This is a genomic window from Streptococcus uberis (assembly GCF_900475595.1).
Classification (GTDB): Bacteria; Bacillota; Bacilli; order Lactobacillales; family Streptococcaceae; genus Streptococcus; species Streptococcus uberis.
Genome location: NZ_LS483397.1, coordinates 1,366,937 through 1,386,000 on the forward strand (window position 1 = coordinate 1,366,937; position 19,064 = coordinate 1,386,000).

The 19,064-nt window shown below is 36.3% G+C and carries 18 protein-coding genes; 2 read left to right on the forward strand and 16 right to left on the reverse strand.

Annotation, left to right across the window (positions count from 1 at the left end):
• Nucleotides 1-141: 141 nt before the first annotated feature.
• From arcC to DQM95_RS07090, 6 genes are all read right to left on the reverse strand, one after another.
• The gene (gene arcC / locus DQM95_RS07065; RefSeq protein WP_015911649.1) at nucleotides 142-1,092 is read right to left on the reverse strand and encodes a carbamate kinase; all 951 of its coding nucleotides are present in this window, start codon (nucleotides 1,090-1,092) and stop codon (nucleotides 142-144) included.
• Between the two features lie 16 nt (nucleotides 1,093-1,108).
• Nucleotides 1,109-2,440, reverse strand: coding sequence for a dipeptidase (locus DQM95_RS07070; protein WP_037591729.1), 1,332 nt, complete (start codon nucleotides 2,438-2,440; stop codon nucleotides 1,109-1,111).
• A gap of 32 nt (nucleotides 2,441-2,472) precedes the next feature.
• On the reverse strand, nucleotides 2,473-3,969 hold the full coding sequence (locus tag DQM95_RS07075; protein WP_037591728.1) for a YfcC family protein: 1,497 nt from the start codon (nucleotides 3,967-3,969) through the stop codon (nucleotides 2,473-2,475).
• Nucleotides 3,970-4,160: 191 nt separating this feature from the next.
• Complete coding sequence (argF, locus tag DQM95_RS07080; protein WP_037591724.1) at nucleotides 4,161-5,174, reverse strand: ornithine carbamoyltransferase; 1,014 nt, start codon at nucleotides 5,172-5,174, stop codon at nucleotides 4,161-4,163.
• A gap of 439 nt (nucleotides 5,175-5,613) precedes the next feature.
• The gene (gene arcA / locus DQM95_RS07085; RefSeq protein WP_015911653.1) at nucleotides 5,614-6,846 is read right to left on the reverse strand and encodes an arginine deiminase; all 1,233 of its coding nucleotides are present in this window, start codon (nucleotides 6,844-6,846) and stop codon (nucleotides 5,614-5,616) included.
• A gap of 283 nt (nucleotides 6,847-7,129) precedes the next feature.
• Nucleotides 7,130-7,810, reverse strand: coding sequence for a Crp/Fnr family transcriptional regulator (locus DQM95_RS07090; RefSeq protein ID WP_037591721.1), 681 nt, complete (start codon nucleotides 7,808-7,810; stop codon nucleotides 7,130-7,132).
• A gap of 145 nt (nucleotides 7,811-7,955) precedes the next feature.
• Here DQM95_RS07090 and argR point away from each other — a divergent pair, with 145 nt between their 5' ends.
• Nucleotides 7,956-8,429 carry an arginine repressor gene (gene argR / locus DQM95_RS07095; protein WP_015911655.1) on the forward strand — a complete coding sequence of 158 codons (474 nt, stop codon included), beginning with the start codon at nucleotides 7,956-7,958 and terminating at the stop codon, nucleotides 8,427-8,429.
• 22 nt (nucleotides 8,430-8,451) lie between these two features.
• On the opposite strand, the gene DQM95_RS07100 is transcribed toward argR, so the two are convergent.
• The 6 genes from DQM95_RS07100 to DQM95_RS07130 all read right to left on the reverse strand — a co-directional run bounded on the left by DQM95_RS07100 (nucleotide 8,452) and on the right by DQM95_RS07130 (nucleotide 14,240).
• Nucleotides 8,452-9,162 (reverse strand): B3/B4 domain-containing protein, encoded by a 711-nt coding sequence (locus tag DQM95_RS07100; protein WP_037591720.1) that lies wholly within the window; start codon nucleotides 9,160-9,162, stop codon nucleotides 8,452-8,454.
• 28 nt (nucleotides 9,163-9,190) lie between these two features.
• A complete protein-coding gene (locus DQM95_RS07105) occupies nucleotides 9,191-10,270 on the reverse strand; it encodes an MmcQ/YjbR family DNA-binding protein (protein WP_037591718.1) in 1,080 nt (359 codons plus the stop codon).
• A 20-nt stretch (nucleotides 10,271-10,290) separates the two neighbouring features.
• Nucleotides 10,291-11,211, reverse strand: coding sequence for a magnesium transporter CorA family protein (locus tag DQM95_RS07110; protein WP_037591715.1), 921 nt, complete (start codon nucleotides 11,209-11,211; stop codon nucleotides 10,291-10,293).
• 419 nt (nucleotides 11,212-11,630) lie between these two features.
• Nucleotides 11,631-13,181, reverse strand: coding sequence for a CHAP domain-containing protein (locus DQM95_RS07115; RefSeq protein ID WP_170123122.1), 1,551 nt, complete (start codon nucleotides 13,179-13,181; stop codon nucleotides 11,631-11,633).
• Nucleotides 13,182-13,340: 159 nt separating this feature from the next.
• Complete coding sequence (locus DQM95_RS07125; RefSeq protein ID WP_231909962.1) at nucleotides 13,341-13,679, reverse strand: hypothetical protein; 339 nt, start codon at nucleotides 13,677-13,679, stop codon at nucleotides 13,341-13,343.
• Nucleotides 13,680-13,922: 243 nt separating this feature from the next.
• Nucleotides 13,923-14,240 carry a DUF4176 domain-containing protein gene (locus DQM95_RS07130; RefSeq protein ID WP_037593599.1) on the reverse strand — a complete coding sequence of 106 codons (318 nt, stop codon included), beginning with the start codon at nucleotides 14,238-14,240 and terminating at the stop codon, nucleotides 13,923-13,925.
• Nucleotides 14,241-14,394: 154 nt separating this feature from the next.
• On the opposite strand from DQM95_RS07130, the gene DQM95_RS07135 reads away from it, so the two are divergent.
• Nucleotides 14,395-14,709 (forward strand): hypothetical protein, encoded by a 315-nt coding sequence (locus DQM95_RS07135; protein WP_111685986.1) that lies wholly within the window; start codon nucleotides 14,395-14,397, stop codon nucleotides 14,707-14,709.
• Nucleotides 14,710-15,060: 351 nt separating this feature from the next.
• Here DQM95_RS07135 and DQM95_RS07140 read toward each other — a convergent pair whose 3' ends face one another.
• The 4 genes from DQM95_RS07140 to DQM95_RS07155 all read right to left on the reverse strand — a co-directional run bounded on the left by DQM95_RS07140 (nucleotide 15,061) and on the right by DQM95_RS07155 (nucleotide 18,974).
• Nucleotides 15,061-15,993, reverse strand: coding sequence for a hypothetical protein (locus tag DQM95_RS07140; RefSeq protein WP_231909963.1), 933 nt, complete (start codon nucleotides 15,991-15,993; stop codon nucleotides 15,061-15,063).
• 156 nt (nucleotides 15,994-16,149) lie between these two features.
• Nucleotides 16,150-16,671, reverse strand: coding sequence for a hypothetical protein (locus tag DQM95_RS07145; RefSeq protein ID WP_145959609.1), 522 nt, complete (start codon nucleotides 16,669-16,671; stop codon nucleotides 16,150-16,152).
• Nucleotides 16,672-16,747: 76 nt separating this feature from the next.
• Nucleotides 16,748-17,281, reverse strand: a complete 534-nt coding sequence (locus DQM95_RS07150) for a hypothetical protein (protein WP_037593591.1) — start codon at nucleotides 17,279-17,281, stop codon at nucleotides 16,748-16,750.
• A gap of 139 nt (nucleotides 17,282-17,420) precedes the next feature.
• Complete coding sequence (locus DQM95_RS07155; RefSeq protein WP_170123123.1) at nucleotides 17,421-18,974, reverse strand: CHAP domain-containing protein; 1,554 nt, start codon at nucleotides 18,972-18,974, stop codon at nucleotides 17,421-17,423.
• Nucleotides 18,975-19,064 lie beyond the last annotated feature (90 nt).

Below are 19,064 nucleotides of genomic sequence, written 5' to 3' on the forward strand. Positions count from 1 at the left end.
GAAATCAAAACGAAAATAATAGGAATATTATACACCTATTTTTAGCAAAATAAAATAGTTTTTTCATTTTTCAGTATATTCCCATAATTTTGACAAAAGAAAAGACTTTGGGACTAATAATAGAACCCAAAGCCTTTGTCATTAACCTTTAACGATAGTTGTTCCAGCACCTTCTGAAAGAACTTTGTCAATGTTTTCAAGAGATGTAATGATTGCTTTTGCTTCTGGTTTGTTTTCAACAAATGCAATAGCTGCTTCTACTTTTGGTAACATTGAACCTGGTGCAAATTGATTTTGACCAATGTATTCTTTCATTTGTGAAACAGTAACTTCTTCCAATTTTTGTTGATCTGGTTTGTTAAAGTTAACAAAGACATTATCAACACCAGTAAGGACGATGAAGAGGTCAGCATCAACTAATTCTGAAAGTGTTTGTGACGCAAAATCTTTATCGATAACAGCTTCTACACCAGTGAGGAATTTAGTTGTTGGGTCTTCAATAACTGGGACACCGCCTCCACCAGCGCTGACAACAACAACACCTGAATCAACTAAGTTACGAATAACATTAGCTTCTTTGATGCCAACTGGTTTTGGAGATGGCACCACTTTACGCCATCCACGACCTGAATCTTCTTTAAAGCTTGCTCCAGTTTCTTCCATTTGTTTTTTAGCTTCTTCTTCAGATAAGAATGGGCCAATTGGTTTTGTTGGATTTGTGAATGCTTGGTCGTTTTTATCAACAATAACTTGTGTCACAACTGCAGCCACTTCTTTTTCAATGCCTTGTTCTTTAAGTTCGTTATCAAGAGCATTAACGAGCCAGAAACCGATAGAGCCTTCAGTCATTGCCACACAAGTATCTAATGGCATTGCAGGATTTTTTTCAGAATCTGCTGCTGCTTGTTGTAATAATAAGTTACCAACTTGTGGTCCGTTACCATGAGTAACAATAACTTCATTGCCATCTTTAATCAATTTAACCAATGATTTTGATGTTGAAATCAAAGCTTCTTGTTGTGCTTTAGCTGATGCATCTGTTGAAAGTATTGCATTTCCACCTAATGCAACAACAATTTTTTGTTTAGTCATTTAAATAGTCTCCTTTTTAACGTGTTAGGCGATAAATAGCTTCTGCGTAGATATCCATAGCTTTATAAGCATCTTCTAACACAATGTTTTCATTTTCTTGATGTTCTGTTTGAATAGAATCTGGGAATAAGGCCCCAAAAGCAACACAGTTTGGCATTGTCCGCGCAAAGGTTGCACCGCCGGATGATAATGCAGGGCTTTGATCACCGGTTTTTTCTTGATAAACATCCATTAATGTTGTTACTAACTCACTGTCAATAGGAACATATAATGGTGCTAAATAATCAAATTCTTCATAAGTTAGGCCATAGGCTTTAGCTTTTTCTAATAATTGTTTAACCAATTCGTCTTTATCAGCTAAAACTGGAATACGAATATCAAGTCGAACTTCTGTCAAGGCTTTGGAAAGCGTCAAACCTGCAGCGTTGAAAGAGAGATAACCTGATGGTTCGTCTTCAATAGGACCAAAAATGTTTAACCCTTTACCATCTTCGTCCACACAATTAGCTAAAAAGTCAATGGTTTTATTTTCAGTATAAGGTAGTAAAGCTTTAGCAAGTCGAACAAGAGCATTGATGCCATGTGGGGCATCTTTAGCATGTTGAGCCAAACCATAGACTGTCAATGTATCTTCTTTGATAACATATTCAAAACCTAATTTATCTAACTCAGCTTTTATAGACTCAAGTAATTCCCCTTTATAAGCTGCTCTGGCAGGCACAACGTTATAAGCATTTCCAATTTCAAGACTGAGTTCATCAGTTCCCGGTCCAGTGAGTTTTGCTTGTAACAAGCCTTTTTCTGCATAAATCAGTGGAAAACTTGAATCTGGAGCAAAGCCATATGTTGCTTGTTCTTCGAGTTCGTTATAGCGATTCATACAACGCCATAAGGTTTCCTCGTCAGTTCCAAAGATGAATCGAATCCTTTTGTTAAAGGTAACCCCAGCATCCATCAAAGCTTTGACTGCATAGAGTGCCATCATGGAAGGTCCTTTGTCATCTTGTGTTCCACGACCATATAAACGACCTTCTTTTTCGACACAGTCAAATGGATCTGTCTTCCATAGGCTTCGATCACCTTCGGGTACAACGTCCAAGTGGCAAAGAATGGCTAGCATTTCTTTTTGAGTGCCGTACTCAGCATAACCATAATAACCTTCAGGATCAATATAGGTATCAAATCCTAAAGAACGACAGTGTTCTAATGTAAATTCTAAGACGTCTTGTATCGCTTGGCCAAATGGCGTTCCATTTTCACCTTCTTTACAAACTGAAGGGTAGGAAACGATTTTTTTGATCGCTTCGACACAAGCTAATTGTTGACTTTCCGTAATATAGGATTTCATATTTTTTCCTCCCAATTACAAGTAACAAGCTTTTAAATAAAGAATGTTGCAAGTAAAAGAATTGCGACACTAGCTACAACAACTAGTACCATGAATTTACCAACAAATTTCCACCATGTTGGTAAGTCAATTTTACCAATTGCAAGAGCACCCATAACGATTGCTGAAGTTGGTGAAATCATGTTAAGGACACCTGAAGCTGATTGGAAAGCAGTAATGACAAGGTGAGCAGGTACATGTGAGAATTGACCTAGAGGAGCCATAATACCCATAGTTGCACCAGCAAGACCTGAAGTTGAAGGAATGAGGAATGACATTGGTAAGTAGAATAAATAAGCTAACAATACAAAGACTTGTGATGAAAGTCCAGAAAGTCCTTTTTCACCCCAAGAAAGAATGGTTGAAGTGATCATACCATCGTTCATGATAACTTGGATACCACGGGCAACCGCACAGATAATCGCAACACTTAATAAATCAGCTGCTCCAGCAATAAATGAAGAAATGAAATCTTCTTCAGACATTTTGTAAACCATAGCAACAAGGATCCCCATCATAATGAAGAGCATTGTGATTTCAGGGAAGTACCATGTACCAAGAGCTGCAGAGCTCTTACCAAAGGCAGTTCCTAGAACTGGAAGACCTGTTAACCATGAGTTAATAGCTGTAAAGAGTTTAATATTAAAGTTTTCCCAAGGGATTAAACTTAAAATCATGATAAGGAAAGTAATGATGAAAATCCAAAGCACATGTTTTTGTTTTTTAGTCATGTCCATATCAGAATTTTCAAGTTTGAAGATTTCCTTATGTTCTGCCATTTTGTCAGCAATTAATGATTTGCTTGGGTCTTTTTCAATCTTACTTGCATAATTATAGACAAACCAGATTGAAAGTCCTACTAAAACAACCCACTGAATTAGACGCCAGATCATACCATCAGCGATACTTACACCAGCAGCATCTGCAGCGACACCAGTTGCAAATGGGTTAATAGTTGATGCCAAACATCCAATTTGAGAACCAATCAGAATAATAGCTACTGCTACTAAGGTATCAAAACCTACTGCAATCATTACTGGGATAAGCAATGGGTAGAATGCCATCGTTTCTTCACCCATACCGTAAGTTGATCCACCTAAGGCAAAGATTGGAATCAAAATGGCAATCAACATTTTTTCTTTGCCTTTGTTGTTTTTAACAACTGATGCGATACCTTGGTCAAGGGCACCAGTTTTATTAACAACACCAAGGAAGCCACCTACCATCAAAATGAAGAAGGATACTTGAATGGCGCCATCAGTTTTATCAGTTCCAAGCATACCACGAACAGGTGCCATAAAGACATCATACAAACCTTGAGGGTTTGATTTCACAGCATGATAAGTACCTGAGATAACACTACCATCTTTTGCAGTGTCATAAGCTCCCGCTGGGATAAACCAAGTCAAAACTGCCATTATAGCAATGATGATAAAGAGAACGGTGTAAGAAGATGGAATTTTAAAACCCCGTTTTTTTTCTTCTGTCATGATAGTTACCTCTTCTTTTCAATAAAATAAGTCATTCTGGTTCTGGTTAAGGAGGCCAGAACCAGAACGACTTTTCTAGTAGTTAAATTTTTTGCTCTGTTAAATAAATATAAGGAGTTTTATAATGTTTAGATATTACACTAATGATGTTTAATTTGTAAGGAGTACCAGTTTCGTATGTCGGCTTCAGATTATACTTTTGGAATGAACAAGTTTCCAAGAGTTGCTGCCATAACAGCTTTGATTGTGTGCATACGGTTTTCAGCTTGGTCAAAGTGACGAGCATATTTGCTACGGAAGACTTCATCAGTAACTTCCATTTCAGATACGCCGTATTTATCAGCTACATCTTTACCGTAAACAGTGTTTGTGTCATGGAATGCTGGTAAGCAGTGTAAGAAAATAAGGTTTTCGTTGTTAGCTTTTTTAACAAGATCCATATTAACTTGGTATGGTTGAAGCAATTCAACGCGTTCTTTGAATTTGTCTTCTTCACCCATTGATACCCAAACGTCTGTGTAGAATACATCAGCGCCTTTAACAGCTTCGTCAGCATTGTCAGTAACTAAAATGTGTGCTCCAGATTCTTTTGCAAATCCTTCAGCTAATTTAACAATTTCTTCATCTGGGAATAATTCTTTTGGTGAGAAGATGTGTACGTTAACACCCATCAAAGTACCAGCAACCAATAGTGAGTTTGCAACGTTGTTACGACCATCACCACAGTATACTAAAGTAATACCTTCAAGTTTGCCGAAGTTTTCTTTAACTGTTAAGTAGTCAGCAAGCATTTGAGTTGGATGCCATTCGTCAGTAAGACCATTCCATACTGGAACACCAGCGAATTCACCTAATTCTTCAACCATGCGTTGGCTGAAACCACGGAATTCAATACCGTCAAACATGCGACCAAGAACTTTAGCGGTGTCTTCAGTTGATTCTTTTTTACCAAGTTGGATGTCGTTTGCACCAAGGTATTCAGGATGTGCTCCTAAGTCAATTGCTGCAGTTGTGAAAGCTGCACGAGTACGAGTAGATGTTTTTTCAAACAAAAGTGCAATGTTTTTACCTTCTAAATAACGGTGAGGAACACCACGTTTTTTAAGGTCTTTTAAGTGTGCAGCGAAGTCAATTAAATATTCAAATTCTTCGCGTGTGAAGTCTTTTTCTGCTAGGAAATTACGTCCTTGAAATACTTGAGTCATCTTCTTTCTCCTTGAGAATCTATATTATTTTTTCCAATTTTTATAAAGGTATACTACGATAAAAGCACCTAAAATAGTTGAAACTATTTCAAATGTATTCATTTCAATACCAACAATTCTAAATCTTATAAATAGATTAGTGATTTTGGTTTCTGTCTTTTCAATACCAAATATATCATGACTGACAGTCTACTTATTTTCCAGATGTCATTGGATATGATAATCACTTTAGTCATTTTTTAGTGTAACATGGGCTTTAAAGTTACTTTGGGAAGGAAGCGCCCTGATAAAGTCACTTTTAAGCCCTCGTACACCACCTTATTGACAATTCTTTAGAGTTACAGGATTTTGCTTCTGACCTTCCAACTTAATACCTCTCTCATTTGTAATGAGGTAGAAGGGTTTAAACTTCAGCTAGTCCTTAATCTTCATTAAGTGATTAGATATCTTCACGTTCAAATGGCATTGACATACAACGAGGTCCACCACGACCGCGAACTAATTCACTTCCTTCAATCTTAACAAGTCTTAAACCTTTTGATTCAAGAATTGCATTTGTGATTGTGTTGCGGTTATATACAACAACAACACCTGGTGCGATTGTAAGAGTGTTAGATCCGTCATTCCATTGTTCGCGACCAGCAGCAACGATGTTGTCACCACCACAACGAATCAATTCAACTTTTTCAACGCCTAAGTTTGCTGCAAGAAGTTCAGCTAAATCGCCTTTTTCTTCAACAATCTTAAGTTTATCATTTTCATAGGTTACAGAATAAACTCTTAAGTCACCTTCAATTTCAGGGTGGATAGTGAATTTATCATAGTCAACCATTGTGAATACAGTATCTAAGTGCATGAATTTACGGTTGTTAGCAAATTCGAATGCCAATACTTTTTTGAATCCAAGATTTTGTTTAAAGATGTTAACCAAAAGTTTTTCGATTGATGCAGCATCTGTACGTTGTGAAATACCAACAGCTAATACATCTTTTGAAAGAACAAGTTCATCTCCACCTTCGATACGAGTGTTTTCGCTACGGTCATAAACCATTGGAACTTTTCCACCGTATTCTGGGTGATGTGTGAAGATGTATTTACCGTAAAGTGTTTCACGGTTACGTGTTTCTGAGAACATGTGGTTAAGAGAAACACCTGCACCAATTGTTGCAAATGGATCGCGTGTGAAGTAAAGGTTTGGCATTGGATCAATTGCAAATGGATAATCTGATTCTACAAGGTCAGTTAAACCTTTTTCTTCATCTGAAATTTCAGGAAGTTCTGATTTTTGGATACCTGCCATTGTTTTGTCAATCAATTCTTGATTATCTTCAATTGACATTAACATGTTACGGATTGCTTCTTTTGTTGCACGTCCTCTAATGTTAGCTTCAGCAATGTATTCATCGATGAAAGCTGTACGAACTTCTTCATTGATAAGAGATTCTGCAGCTAATTTTTCAAGGTAAAGAACTTCAATGCCTTCGTTTCTTAAAGCTTCTGCAAAAGCATCATGTTCTTTTTGAGCATTTTCCAAGAAAGGAATATCATCAAATAATAATCTTTCAAGATAGTCTGGCATCAAGTTTTCAATTTCTTTACCAGGTCTGTGAAGCATTACTTTTTTAAGTTTGCCAATTTCTGAATAAACATGAATCGGTGAGTTAGCAGTCATAACTATAACCTCTTTCTAAATGATATGATTTTTTGTGAATTCACATTCAAGATTTATCAAATCTTGTTTACACTCATAGTTTACCTTTTCACGAAATAAAAATTGCGGTATTTTTCACCTTACAATTGTGGAATCGCTTACACTTTCTATCGCGAAAATGCATCTTTATAAAAATGTATACGTTTACTTGTAAGTTTTTTACATTTTAACGAAAAAATTTATAGTTATAAATTTAAAAAAAGTTAAAAAAAAACAAAAAACTTTAAAAAAGTTCTTTTGTCTTCTATTTCGTATGTTTTAAAAAATAATCTTTATTCAAAAACCTTAAATATTTGTTATGGGAAGATAAATAACCATCTTTTTTGAGTTTACTTAAGACATGACTAACAGTCTCCCTAGTTGTTCCACTCATGTTAGCAATATCGGTTGCCGTCAATTGAATAGGAAGTGTGTCTGTTTCATCCCCCATTTCTACCAATAACAAGGCTAAGGATTGAGTCACTCGGTCACTTGCACTAGATGTGATCAGGTTGCGTACCCTTAACTCATGTAATTCCAGCAGTTTTGATAGTTTACTATAAAGGTGTTTCATTTGTTTTGGATTTTGCAAAGAAAATTGTTCAAACTGATCAACTGGTAAATAATAATAGTTCACATCTGTCATGGCAACCACAGAGAAATGATAGGTTTCATCTGTAAATAAGCCACCATAGGGAAAAATTGTTCCGTGATGAATAAAATCCGTATAAATAAAGGTGCCTGAATGATCAGTCTGTTCAATTTTAAAATAACCAGAAGTGACTAGAAAGAGTTTGTCACGTTTATCCCCTTCAAAAAAGAGGATATGGCCTTTTTGCACTTTTCGGTATTCCATTTGACCTACAATTTTATCAAATGCTTCAATCGATAAATGCTTGAAATCATCTAATTTTCTAAGGTATTGGTAATCTTCTCTTTTAATCAAATGAAACCTCCACGATTTTGTTCTCTCTTTCTATTTTATCATATTCCGAACCTTATTGTAAGCGTTTCTGAAAAAACTTTACAGTGACTAACCTTTTTGTTATACTCGGGATAATCGTACTAAAATTAAAGGAATATGATAAGAAATGAATAAAAAAGAAATCCGGCATCAACTGATACGATCCCTCATTTCTGAGACAAAAATTCACACACAACAAGAGCTTCAAAAACGGTTGCAAAAAAATGGGATTTCCATCACGCAAGCCACCTTGTCTCGTGACATGAAGGAATTAAACCTTGTCAAAGTTTCTGATGGCAACAAAACCCACTATGAAACCTTATCCATTTCCCAAAGTCGTTGGGAACACCGCTTACGCTTCTACATGGAAGATGCACTTGTCATGTTACGCGTTGTGCAACATCAAATCGTCTTAAAAACCTTACCTGGACTAGCACAATCGTTTGGCTCCATTTTAGACGCCATGCAAATTCCAGAGATTGTTGCCACGGTTTGTGGGGACGATACCTGTTTAATCATTTGTGAAGATCACGAGGCAGCTCAGGCTTGTTTTGAGACACTCAGTCTTTACACCCCACCATTTTTCTTTAGTAATAAATAAAACCCGAACAGATGTTCGGGTTTTATGCTTTTAATGTTAGGCAAGAATTCTCTTTGCTTAAAATGTATTGACTTGTTTCAGCCTGCAATTGCAGTTTGCAATGGCCTTCGATAAAATCAAGAGCTTCTTCTAACTGGTCCTGCTTGTTTGGGTCTAATACTTCCGTGATTAAAAAAGCATTTCGGGTATGAGCAGTAATCATGGTCCGTTCACCATCTCTCCAGTTTAAACAACGGCATACCGCGCCAGCTTCATCCTTATAACAAAGCTCATTTGCTAAAGTTGGATTGTTGGTGTCATCTCCAATGAGATAAAAGGAATCATCCCCATCTGTAATGGTCAGTTTTAAATCACCTACAAAGGTATCCATATCTTCTGCGCCTACGGGTAGTGCATACCTCAAGCTTGCTGCATTATAGATATCTACTAAGGGATTGATTGAAGGAATTTCTTGTCCATTTGAAACACGTTTAAGGAGAGCTTCAATACTTGAGCGAGCTCCTTTTTTGCTTTTAAATTTTTGAAAAGCTTTGCGGTAGATTTGAATGACCTCGTTATCAGAGAAATTTTCCTCAGTCACATGTGACAAAGCTACCTGATGACTGTCTTTCAACAGGCTTTTGATTTCAGGAGAAGATTCTCCGGATACTTGAAAATCTTTGAGAAGAACGACTCCTAGTTTAGCATCAGGAAATAAGTCCCAAAAGCTCTGATCAGCGATAAATTGTTGCATCTTTTTCCTCCTTTATTAAAAAGACAGATTACTCTTTGTCATTAAAATACTCTTTTTCCTTCAAAAAAGCAATTAATTGCTGACTCATCCGTCTTGGTCCCCTAACAGCATTAACCTGATACTCTTTTAAAAGGTCAGCCGTCAATAAATGGTCTGGAAACTGTTTTAAGCATTTTAAAGACATCAAGGTTTTAATGGAAGACAGGTCCCGATAGCCCTGATTCGCTATATTTGCTTCCAAAACCTGACAAGCATAGCGAATGGCCCGTGTCGGTGCAGTGATATAAATAAAAACAAAATCACCAGCTTTGATGGAGGCCTTCTGTGTCCAAAGAATGGTATCAGAAGCTGCAAATTCACTATCAATATCGTAATACTTTAGATTTGCTGGTATAAGCCAATAATCAGGTCCAGAACCCGCACTTAGTTTGGATGGTGCAGCCAATTGACGACTTTTTGCAATCAACTCCCACAACTCCTGATCTGAAAGGGAATCATTCAGAAGAACAGTTGCCCAAGACTTTTTAGCCATATGATAGGCTTCAAAAATTCCTTCACGCTCTAATAAACCGGACAGATACTTAGGCTCCACTTTGAGATTGATCACTTCAGCTGTTTCAGCCTTCAAATCCTCTGATATCCCCTTTAACTTGGAGAGCTCAAGGGGATAAATGAGGCCATACCATTTCCCATCCACCCGATAGGACTGGTAATCTTCTTGCTTTTCAAAAGGACAATCCAAAAGATCTCCGAACCTTTCCTCAATCCTTTGAGCCATCCGATTCATTTGATCCGACTGAAATGGCAAAGTTAGACAACAAGCCTCAGCCACGCGCCCCAGTAAGTCCAGATAGGCCTGCCGAACTTCCCCAACAAAAGCGCCATCTTGCCTCTCCTGTCTTAAAGGGAGGTACTCCTCACCCAGATCACAGTCGATAACCTTACCACTAATTTCCCCTTTTTCAGTTACTAAAAGCTGCGCCTCTAACTGACCTTCCATCAGTTTTTCAGAGTAGGAATAGCCCCTATCTGTTTTGACAAAGCCAAAGGCTTGTAAAGAATCCATTTGGACCTTCTTAGCCCTAAAAAATCTTCTTTCGATTGACATAAAGGCCCTTTCTTGACACCTTACATGGAATGGTCATGTTCTTTTTTCACATAACGTATCATGACAAAAATAGCTACGATGGCCACTAGTGAAGTCACCAGAAGGATAATGGCCCAGACAGGATCATGCTTGGCAAAAGGCAACTTGACATTCATCCCATAAAAACTGGTAACAGTTGCCAAAATAGAAATCCCTATGGAAATAATGGTCAAGGTCGTCACGTTCTCATTTAAATTATTACTGAGGACATTATTATAAGACGAAGCCAATTGTTCCAAAATCCGCGCATGCAGAGAAATCATATTGGATAACTGGCGCGCTTCAATTTGCGTGTCGCGCAACTGCTCTTTAACCTGATCATCACTGGCTTCAAAGCTTGGCAATTTCTCAAAATCAGAAATCATATCACTGTTTTGTTTTGACCCCATCATGACATAAACAGAACCACTTTGTAAATTGGCTAAGCCCTTTAAATTACGTTTTGTTGGGCGTTTTCGCAAGTCCTGAATGAGATGATCACGCTCTTTGGTTAAATCTTCCATCAAATGGAAATAGCCTTTAGTGAATAAGGTTAAATATTGGAAGAGAATATGTTTCGGAGCTTGTGTCATGTCAACAGAATCAGTTACAGCATCTAAGAGCCCTTTGGTCTGTTGATTATATAAAATCACTAGCTTCTGATCCGCAACCACGAAAGTCATCGGGCGAATCCTTGGAATATCCCCTTTGGTGATAGAAACCTCTTGGTAATCTAAAAGCTGATAAACAACGGTTAATCTGCCATTTGTCTCCTCAACAAATGAAGTCTCATTTTCATCACTCGCATAAGCTAGGACTTCATCATCTAAAAAATCATAGGCTGATAATGCCTGCCTTGATTCCTCTAATTGATCACTATTGATAAACAGGACATGCGATTCACTGCTTTCTTGTCGACTCATAAGGACACCTCCCAAAAACTAGACTTTTTAATATTATCAAATAATTTAAGCAATTTAACAAGTTAAAAGCTGCATAGGCCAAAAATAAACCCATCAAAAAGCGACTTCTCCCAAACAAAGAAATCGCAAATAAGCCTCAAATCACAAACCCAATCTATTGGAGGTATGTTAAAAGTGTTTTATATTCCTTACTATAACACTAGCTAAATTCCAATCCCTGAACATTTTTTATATGCAATATTATAGATATTACCTTTTCTTGTTTCAATAGTCTTCCTCACTAAAATATCTTATTCCAAGTTGACATTACAATTTTTAACTCACTGGCAAGAGTTATTTGATCAATTGTTTTCATTTATAAATTAAAGGACCTGAGTTTTTCTCAAGGTCCTTTTTTATTTTCAAATGTTGGTTGTTATCTACTTCTCCCCCACTACATAGGTCAATTGTGCTGCTTCTACTGCACTGAAGGTGCGATAGGAGATGATACCTAGCCCTAAGACATTCGACTCGGAGATCAGGATAGATCCGTCTTCCTTGACGTCTTCGACGATGGCCACGTGGCCGTAAGTTCTGTCAGCGCCAGCTTGTCCAGGGCTAAATGAGATGGCGTAACCTGGTTTTGCCTCATGTGTGGTTTGATAGCCCGGCTTATGTTTCCAATCGCCACCATTACCCATGAATGGTCCAAACTGGTATCCAAGTTCTTTGGCGCGGTTAAAGACGTACCAGGTGCATTGGCCCCAAGGGTAGGTACCTGCCACATAGTTGCCCGCTTGGTTAGCTTTTGAAACAGAATAACCCGTTGGAACTGCCATCATAGCGACGGACGACGTGTTGAGCAGTTCCTTAGGAATCTCAGGCGTCCCACCATGGCTGTCGATCCACTTGTCAATGCTCTCCATAATGGCCGCACGACGTTTACCCGAACCGCTAGCATCAGTGAAATAAACCCCACCTAGAGCCGCTACATTCAAGTTGCCAGTTGACAAGAGTTGCGCTTTTTGGTCTTGAATGGCAAAGCTGGTGTTTTGGTTTTGGATGATGGTTTCTTGCGTCATTTTAATGACAGCTTTGTCATCACTAAAGTTTTGAGCATTAGTTGGATTGTTGTCAAATGCCCCAAAACCAAACATATTGGCACCTGGTGCTGTGGCTACGCCTTGGGTACCAAGCGAACTTTCTGCGATAGCAATGGCAATGATTGCACGCGCATCCAGACCTGATGATTTCTCCCAGTCTAAGATTTTTTGACCGTTGATACGATTGCTATCGTATTTAATGCCGGTAGACTGTAAGAATCCATCAAGCTGTGCGGCAGTAATGCCGTATCGATGTGATAAGAGATTGTGTGTATAGGCATCATTGCCTGTCCAGTGTTTGACATAAGCTGCGCTAGCCATTGCCGTAGGCATAGAGACATCTGACAAGTCAATACCACTCGTAATTGCTGGCGTCACAGTTTCCGCTTTTTGAGGTGCGACTGGTGCTTGAGGTTGGCTTGCTTTAGACTCAGCTTGAGGCTGGTTAGGCACCACTGGTGTCACCGGCTGACTAGAAGCTGGAGTTCCAGGTTTGCTTGAATCTGTTTGCGTACCAGCTTGTGTTTCACCTTCAGATCCACTTGAAGGAGCAGTTTTGTCAGTACTAGACGCCGGATTCTTTTCTGTTGATCCCTCAGTTACAGTCTCAGTAGGAGAGTTTGTGTTTTCCGCTTGCATGGCAGGGACGTCAGCTGAAGGCAAACTTGACTCAGGTATAACTGTAGTGGAGTCTATTGAAACTGACTCAGGCGCTTTTGTCGCCTCAGTTGTAGAAGCTTCCTCAGCTTTATCACTTGTTTGATCAGTTACAGTCGTTGCTTGTGTCAAAACACTTTGCGTATCCTTGGCAAAAACAGTAACAGCCGATAAGTTCGACAGGGCAATGACACATAACAATGTCAATGCAATATTTTTTTCTTTTTTCAAAACGTTTTTCCTTATTCAGTCTTTGGTAATTCATATAATAGAAATTTCCATCTACTTATCGAAAATACTCTTGTTATTTCATGATATATTTTGATGGAATAATATCGCCTATTTACTATTTTAAGATAAATTATGAAAATTTACAAACGTTTAATTTTTCTATTGTATCGCAGTCTTTTCATTAGGTATATTTTTACTTTCTTTTTGTTTCCATTCTTCAATAAGTTTGGAGACTCGTTCTTCTGGTATGGTAGGGTCATCAGCTGAAGGATGACTTGCCTCAGATGCTACTGTCGTCGCTTCTGTTGAAACTGACTCAGGCGCTTTTGTCGCCTCAGTTGTAGAAGCTTCCTCAGCTTTATCACTTGTTTGATCAGTTACAGTCGTTGCTTGTGTCAAAACAGTTTGCGCATCCTGAGCAAAAACCGTAAGAGCCGATAAGTTCGACAGGGCAATGACACATAACAATGTCAATGCAATATTTTTTTCTTTTTTCAAAATGTAAATCTCTTTCTTATAGTTCGAGCATGTTATTTTTAATAAAATTACACCTTTTTCAATGAATAAATTATCTTTTAAATGCGAGTAGAAACTACCAACCAAAGATAATACAATTGACTTATTATAATATTAGTAACAATTCAATTTTTAGAATAGCTACATTCATAATCATTGGTTTTTAAGAATTTTAGATTACTATCAACAAAATTAGCTTATTTATTTGATAACTCCTTAGAAGCATCATAATTCATCTAAGGAACTGACTTCTTCAATTGTAAAATGCGGATATTCAATTTTAGCAACTTGATTTTTAAAAACCTCTTGAGCTTTTAATTCATTCTCATCAATATAACCTGTAAACCACACCTTTTCAATATCATCTGTATTAAAAAAATAAGTCTGATTATCAGTCACACCACTAGGAAATACACAACCAGAATAGTCAAAATAACCAATTCTGTTCTTATAATTATATAAAGGATAACGTGCAGTAATCATAACTTTTAAAGAACCATTTTTCAATGTAACTACTGTTCCAATTGGTAAAATATTTTCCATAATTATTCCTCTCATTTTAAAGTAAGTTATCTAAAAATAAGAATATAGACTTTCATATTTATATTTTTATTGTAAATCTTAGTACATCATTTTTTTTAATATTTTTAAAGCTTTTTTTCTATTAAAATATTCCAAGTCTTTTAAGAATATTCTTATGAGTATTACTGCTAATATCGCCCCAGGAAAACAAATTAATATAGAAAATTTAAAAAATAATACAGTCAAAATTATCGTTGAACAAATGCTTATTACAATAATCAATGAAAACCTTTTAAGTAAATCATCTGCAGAATTAACCAATAAAGCTAGCTCGTCAGCCGATAATGAAACTTGTTCACTATCAATACTTGAAATGAAAGTTGACCTTAAATTCATTTTTTCTTTTATTTTAATATATATAATTGTTGCAATTATTAAAAACATTACTGCAACAATCAAATTTAATAATAAACTGGCTATTGACGAATAAATTCTATTAGTGATTATCATAATTATAGAAATTATCAAAGAATATGTCGCATATTTCTTTATATTCAAAATACTCTCTATTTCAAATTTTTTATTATCAAATCTTTTGATTTCTATTTGTTTAGTATTAATATTAAAATAATAAACGACGCTACCATCATGAAATAACTCTACAATTTCTTTATTTATTTTTTTCAAAATGCTGTACCTATATTTAATCCCGAAATAGTATCTCCAATTTTGCTCATTACATCTTTTCCTTATTGTTTAACAATTGTACCTCGATTTAATATTACAAGTTTTTGTTTACCTTCAATCAGATACACGACACTTCCAACCTGTAATAACATAATTATTTCTCATCAATAACATAATTTTTACCATTCAATGATGGCTGAAATTCAATAAATTTTATAAAAAACAGACTATTTGCACATATAAATCCAAAAAGTATTAAATTGGAGAAGTTCGATCCCCATAAAGCCATACACCAAAGCACCACATATCCAACAAGAATTGATAAAAAAACTTTGAATGGATTATTTTTTTTATAATTCATATATATTAGTTTACTTTTTTTGTATCTAGAAAGGTCTAATTTTGTATTTTTTAATTTTAAGAGGATCAAAATAGCAATGATAGTTAATAAACTTAAAAAATAAAATAAAATAATATTGTTTAATATAAAAGTTGATTTTGTTAAAAATGCTAAATTTAGTTTTTGGGGGAAAATCATAATATTTATAAGATACAAAATAAAAAATACTGTAAAAGTTTTAATAGAAAAAAATTTAAATTTTCCATTACTTAGAAATTTTTTGTAATCTTTTGAAACATCATAAATATCATAACTTCGTATTCTTTCTGGAAAAAAACCTATAAAATAATCTTTAAAATTATTTATATCAGCATAGTCAATAATATAATACTTACCATTAATACTAACCAAATAATATCTAATACTTATTTTATTAACTAGCTCTACACGTTTTAAGTCCCTTACTTCCATTCTAATACCCCCAATTAAATGATTTTGAAAAAAAGATTTCCCTATATTATTAAAACTATCACCAATACTATCTACAGCATAATTAAAAGGTTTAAGAATATTATATAGTGCTTTTACACCTATAGAAGCTTCCTCAGCTTTATCACTTGTTTGATCTGTTACAGTTGTTGCTTGTGTCAGAACAGTTTGCGCATCCTGAGCAAAAACCGTAACAGCCGATAAGTTTGACGTGGCAATCGAACATAACATTGTCATAGCAATATATTTTTTTTTCAAAACGTAAATCTCTTTCTTATAGTTCGAGCATGTTATTTTTTATTAAAATTACACCTTTTTCAATGAATAAATTATCTTTTAAATGCGATTAGAAACTACCAACCAAAGATAATACAATTGACTTATTATAATATTAGTAACAATAATTATTTATTGTTAATCGACAATATCTTGTTTTAGTTTTCTTATTAGTTTTTCACGATAAATTGGCCTATAATCTATGATTAACATTAGAAATCCTACAAATGTTATTCCAAAAATTATTAAAATTTGAAAATCGTTGACATTAATTAGCAAATCAATTAAAAATAAATCAAGCAAAAGAAGGAATATCGATATAAAAAATATAAATCTATTATGTATTTGAGCCTTGCTTAAAAAATCCTTCATTTGATCAGGATAGAATTCGATTAGTTTGAAATGAGCTTTTTTCTTCATCAAAAAAACAGAATACCATGCACTTAATGATGAAATCATAATAAAAATTACTATTAATATTAATTGCTCAATAAAATTAATACTAAATACTAAGTCTATTTTATTCAATATTTCTCCTAAGATTGTCGTTACAATCGGAGACAAAAACAATATTCCTGTACTATTTTTTTTTATATTTGTTATATAAAATTTATCTTCACTGATATTATAATAGACAGCCTTATCATCATACCAACCCATATTTAACGTGCTCTTAAATTGTGCAAATAGCCTCACTTTTTTCTCCCTATTTATATGCTGGATTCAAATCACTTAGTCAATCATTTACTGAAGTTCCTAAATTATTTGCAAAATTATTTACAGAATCAAAAATATTATCTTTATAATTATCATATTCAAAATCAAATACCATACTAACACCAACCCCAATAATAAAACCAGTAGGTCCACCAACGGCAACACTAGCTAGACCAATCGCAGAGTGAACTCCTGTCTTAACCGCTGATTCACCAACATCTTCACCATATTTAAGTTGTAGTCCAAAGTCAACTGCAGCACCAATAACAGGTGCCCCATATTTCACAAATTTGCTTGATTCTCTTATGAAATTAGCATAGCTAGGATTGACATCAATTGCTGTTGCTAATTCCACTCCATTTACAGTTGTTAAAACACCAGATAACTGCATTGTTTGGAAATTCTTAGACAAAGCTTCCCATGACTCTTTAGTGAAGGTTTCCACGACTTTATCAGTTATCTTTGCTTTAGCTAATTCCTTCAGAAAAGCAGCAGAACTATTTACTAATCCACTTTTTTGATTGATAAGTTTGTTTATCAATTTTACCAGCATTATAAGCTTTTTATTTTCAGTTTTCCTTAGTTTTTAACTCACTGGCAAGAGTTATTTGATCAATTGTTTTCATTAATAAGTTAAAGGACCTCTGAGTTTTTCTCAAGGTCCTTTTTTATTTTCAAATGTTAGTTGTTATCTACTTCTCCCCCACTACATAGGTCAATTGTGCTGCTTCTGCTGCATTGAAGGTGCGATAGGAGATGATACCTAGCCCTAAGACATTCGACTCGGAGATCAGGATGGAGCCGTCTTCCTTGACGTCTTCGACGATGCCCACGTGGCCGTAAGTTCTGTCAGCGCCAGCTTGTCCGGGGCTAAATGAGATGGCGTAACCTGGTTTTGCCTCATGTGTGGTTTGATAGCCCGGCTTATGTTTCCAATCGCCACCATTACCCATGAATGGTCCAAACTGGTAGCCAAGTTCTTTGGCGCGGTTAAAGACGTACCAAGTGCATTGGCCCCAAGGGTAGGTGCCTGCCACATAGTTGCCCGCTTGGTTAGCTTTTGAAACAGAATAACCCGTTGGGACTGCCATCATAGCGACGGACGACGTGTTGAGCAGTTCCTTAGGAATCTCAGGCGTCCCACCATGGCTGTCGATCCACTTGTCAATGCTCTCCATAATGGCCGCACGACGTTTACCCGAACCGCTAGCATCAGTGAAATAAACCCCACCTAGAGCCGCTACATTCAAGTTGCCAGTTGACAAGAGTTGCGCTTTTTGGTCTTGAATGGCAAAGCTGGTGTTTTGGTTTTGGATGATGGTTTCCTGCGTCATTTTAATGACAGCTTTGTCATCACTAAAGTTTTGAGCATTAGTTGGATTGTTGTCAAATGCCCCAAAACCAAACATATTGGCACCTGGTGCTGTGGCTACGCCTTGTGTACCAAGCGAACTTTCTGCGATAGCAATGGCAATAATTGCACGCGCATCCAGACCAGATAATTTCTCCCAGTCTAAGATTTTTTGACCGTTGATACGATTGCTATCGTATTTAATGCCGGTAGACTGTAAGAATCCATCAAGCTGTGCGGCTGTAATACCGTATCGGTGAGACAAGAGATTGTGTGTATAGGCATCATTGCCTGTCCAGTGTTTGACATAAGCTGCGCTAGCCATTGCCGTAGGCATAGAGACATTTGACAAGTCAATACCACTCGTAATTGCAGGCTTCACAGTTTCCGCTTTTTGAGGTGCGACTGGTGCTTGAGGTTGGCTTGCTTTAGACTCAGCTTGAGGCTGGTTAGGCACCACTGGTGTCACCGGCTGACTAGGAGTTGGTGTTTCAGGTTTGCTTGTTTCTGTTTGCGTACCAGGTTGCGTTTCTGCTTTAGAATCACCGGTTGAGGGAACTGTTTGATCTGTACTAGTCGTCGGATTAGTTTCTGTTGATCCCTCAGTTACAGTCTCAGTAGGAGCTGTTGTGCTTTCCACTGGTATGGCAGGGTCATCAGCTGAAGGCAGACTTGCCTCAGGTACCACTGTCGTCGCTTCTGATGAAACTGAGTCCGATGCTTTTGTCGTCTCAGCACTAGCAGCTTCTTCAGCTTTATCACTTGTTTGATTTGTTACAGTCGTTGCTTGCGTCAAAACAGTTTGCGCATCCTGAGCAAAAACCGTAACAGCCGATAAGTTTGACGTGGCAATCGCACACAACAAACTCAATGCAATATATTTTTCTTTTTTCAAAATGTTTTTCCTTTTATGTGTGAATCTATTGAATGTATGGAAAGTCTATAGTCATGAAGCAATGTTGTCCTCAATTTTGTGAAATAATGT

Bases quoted from the DNA above. Each gene is read 5' to 3' on its own strand.
- DQM95_RS07145 (WP_145959609.1), bottom strand. From the start codon at position 16,671: ATGGGTTGGTATGATGATAAGGCTGTCTATTATAATATCAGTGAAGAT.
- DQM95_RS07100 (WP_037591720.1), bottom strand. From the start codon at position 9,162: ATGCAACAATTTATCGCTGATCAGAGCTTTTGGGACTTATTTCCTGAT.
- argF (WP_037591724.1), bottom strand. From the start codon at position 5,174: ATGACTCAAGTATTTCAAGGACGTAATTTCCTAGCAGAAAAAGACTTC.
- DQM95_RS07110 (WP_037591715.1), bottom strand. From the start codon at position 11,211: ATGAGTCGACAAGAAAGCAGTGAATCGCATGTCCTGTTTATCAATAGT.
- argR (WP_015911655.1), top strand. From the start codon at position 7,956: ATGAATAAAAAAGAAATCCGGCATCAACTGATACGATCCCTCATTTCT.
- DQM95_RS07105 (WP_037591718.1), bottom strand. From the start codon at position 10,270: ATGTCAATCGAAAGAAGATTTTTTAGGGCTAAGAAGGTCCAAATGGAT.
- arcA (WP_015911653.1), bottom strand. From the start codon at position 6,846: ATGACTGCTAACTCACCGATTCATGTTTATTCAGAAATTGGCAAACTT.
- arcC (WP_015911649.1), bottom strand. From the start codon at position 1,092: ATGACTAAACAAAAAATTGTTGTTGCATTAGGTGGAAATGCAATACTT.
- DQM95_RS07150 (WP_037593591.1), bottom strand. From the start codon at position 17,281: ATGCTGGTAAAATTGATAAACAAACTTATCAATCAAAAAAGTGGATTA.
- DQM95_RS07130 (WP_037593599.1), bottom strand. From the start codon at position 14,240: ATGGAAAATATTTTACCAATTGGAACAGTAGTTACATTGAAAAATGGT.
- DQM95_RS07070 (WP_037591729.1), bottom strand. From the start codon at position 2,440: ATGAAATCCTATATTACGGAAAGTCAACAATTAGCTTGTGTCGAAGCG.
- DQM95_RS07135 (WP_111685986.1), top strand. From the start codon at position 14,395: ATGAGTATTACTGCTAATATCGCCCCAGGAAAACAAATTAATATAGAA.
- DQM95_RS07075 (WP_037591728.1), bottom strand. From the start codon at position 3,969: ATGACAGAAGAAAAAAAACGGGGTTTTAAAATTCCATCTTCTTACACC.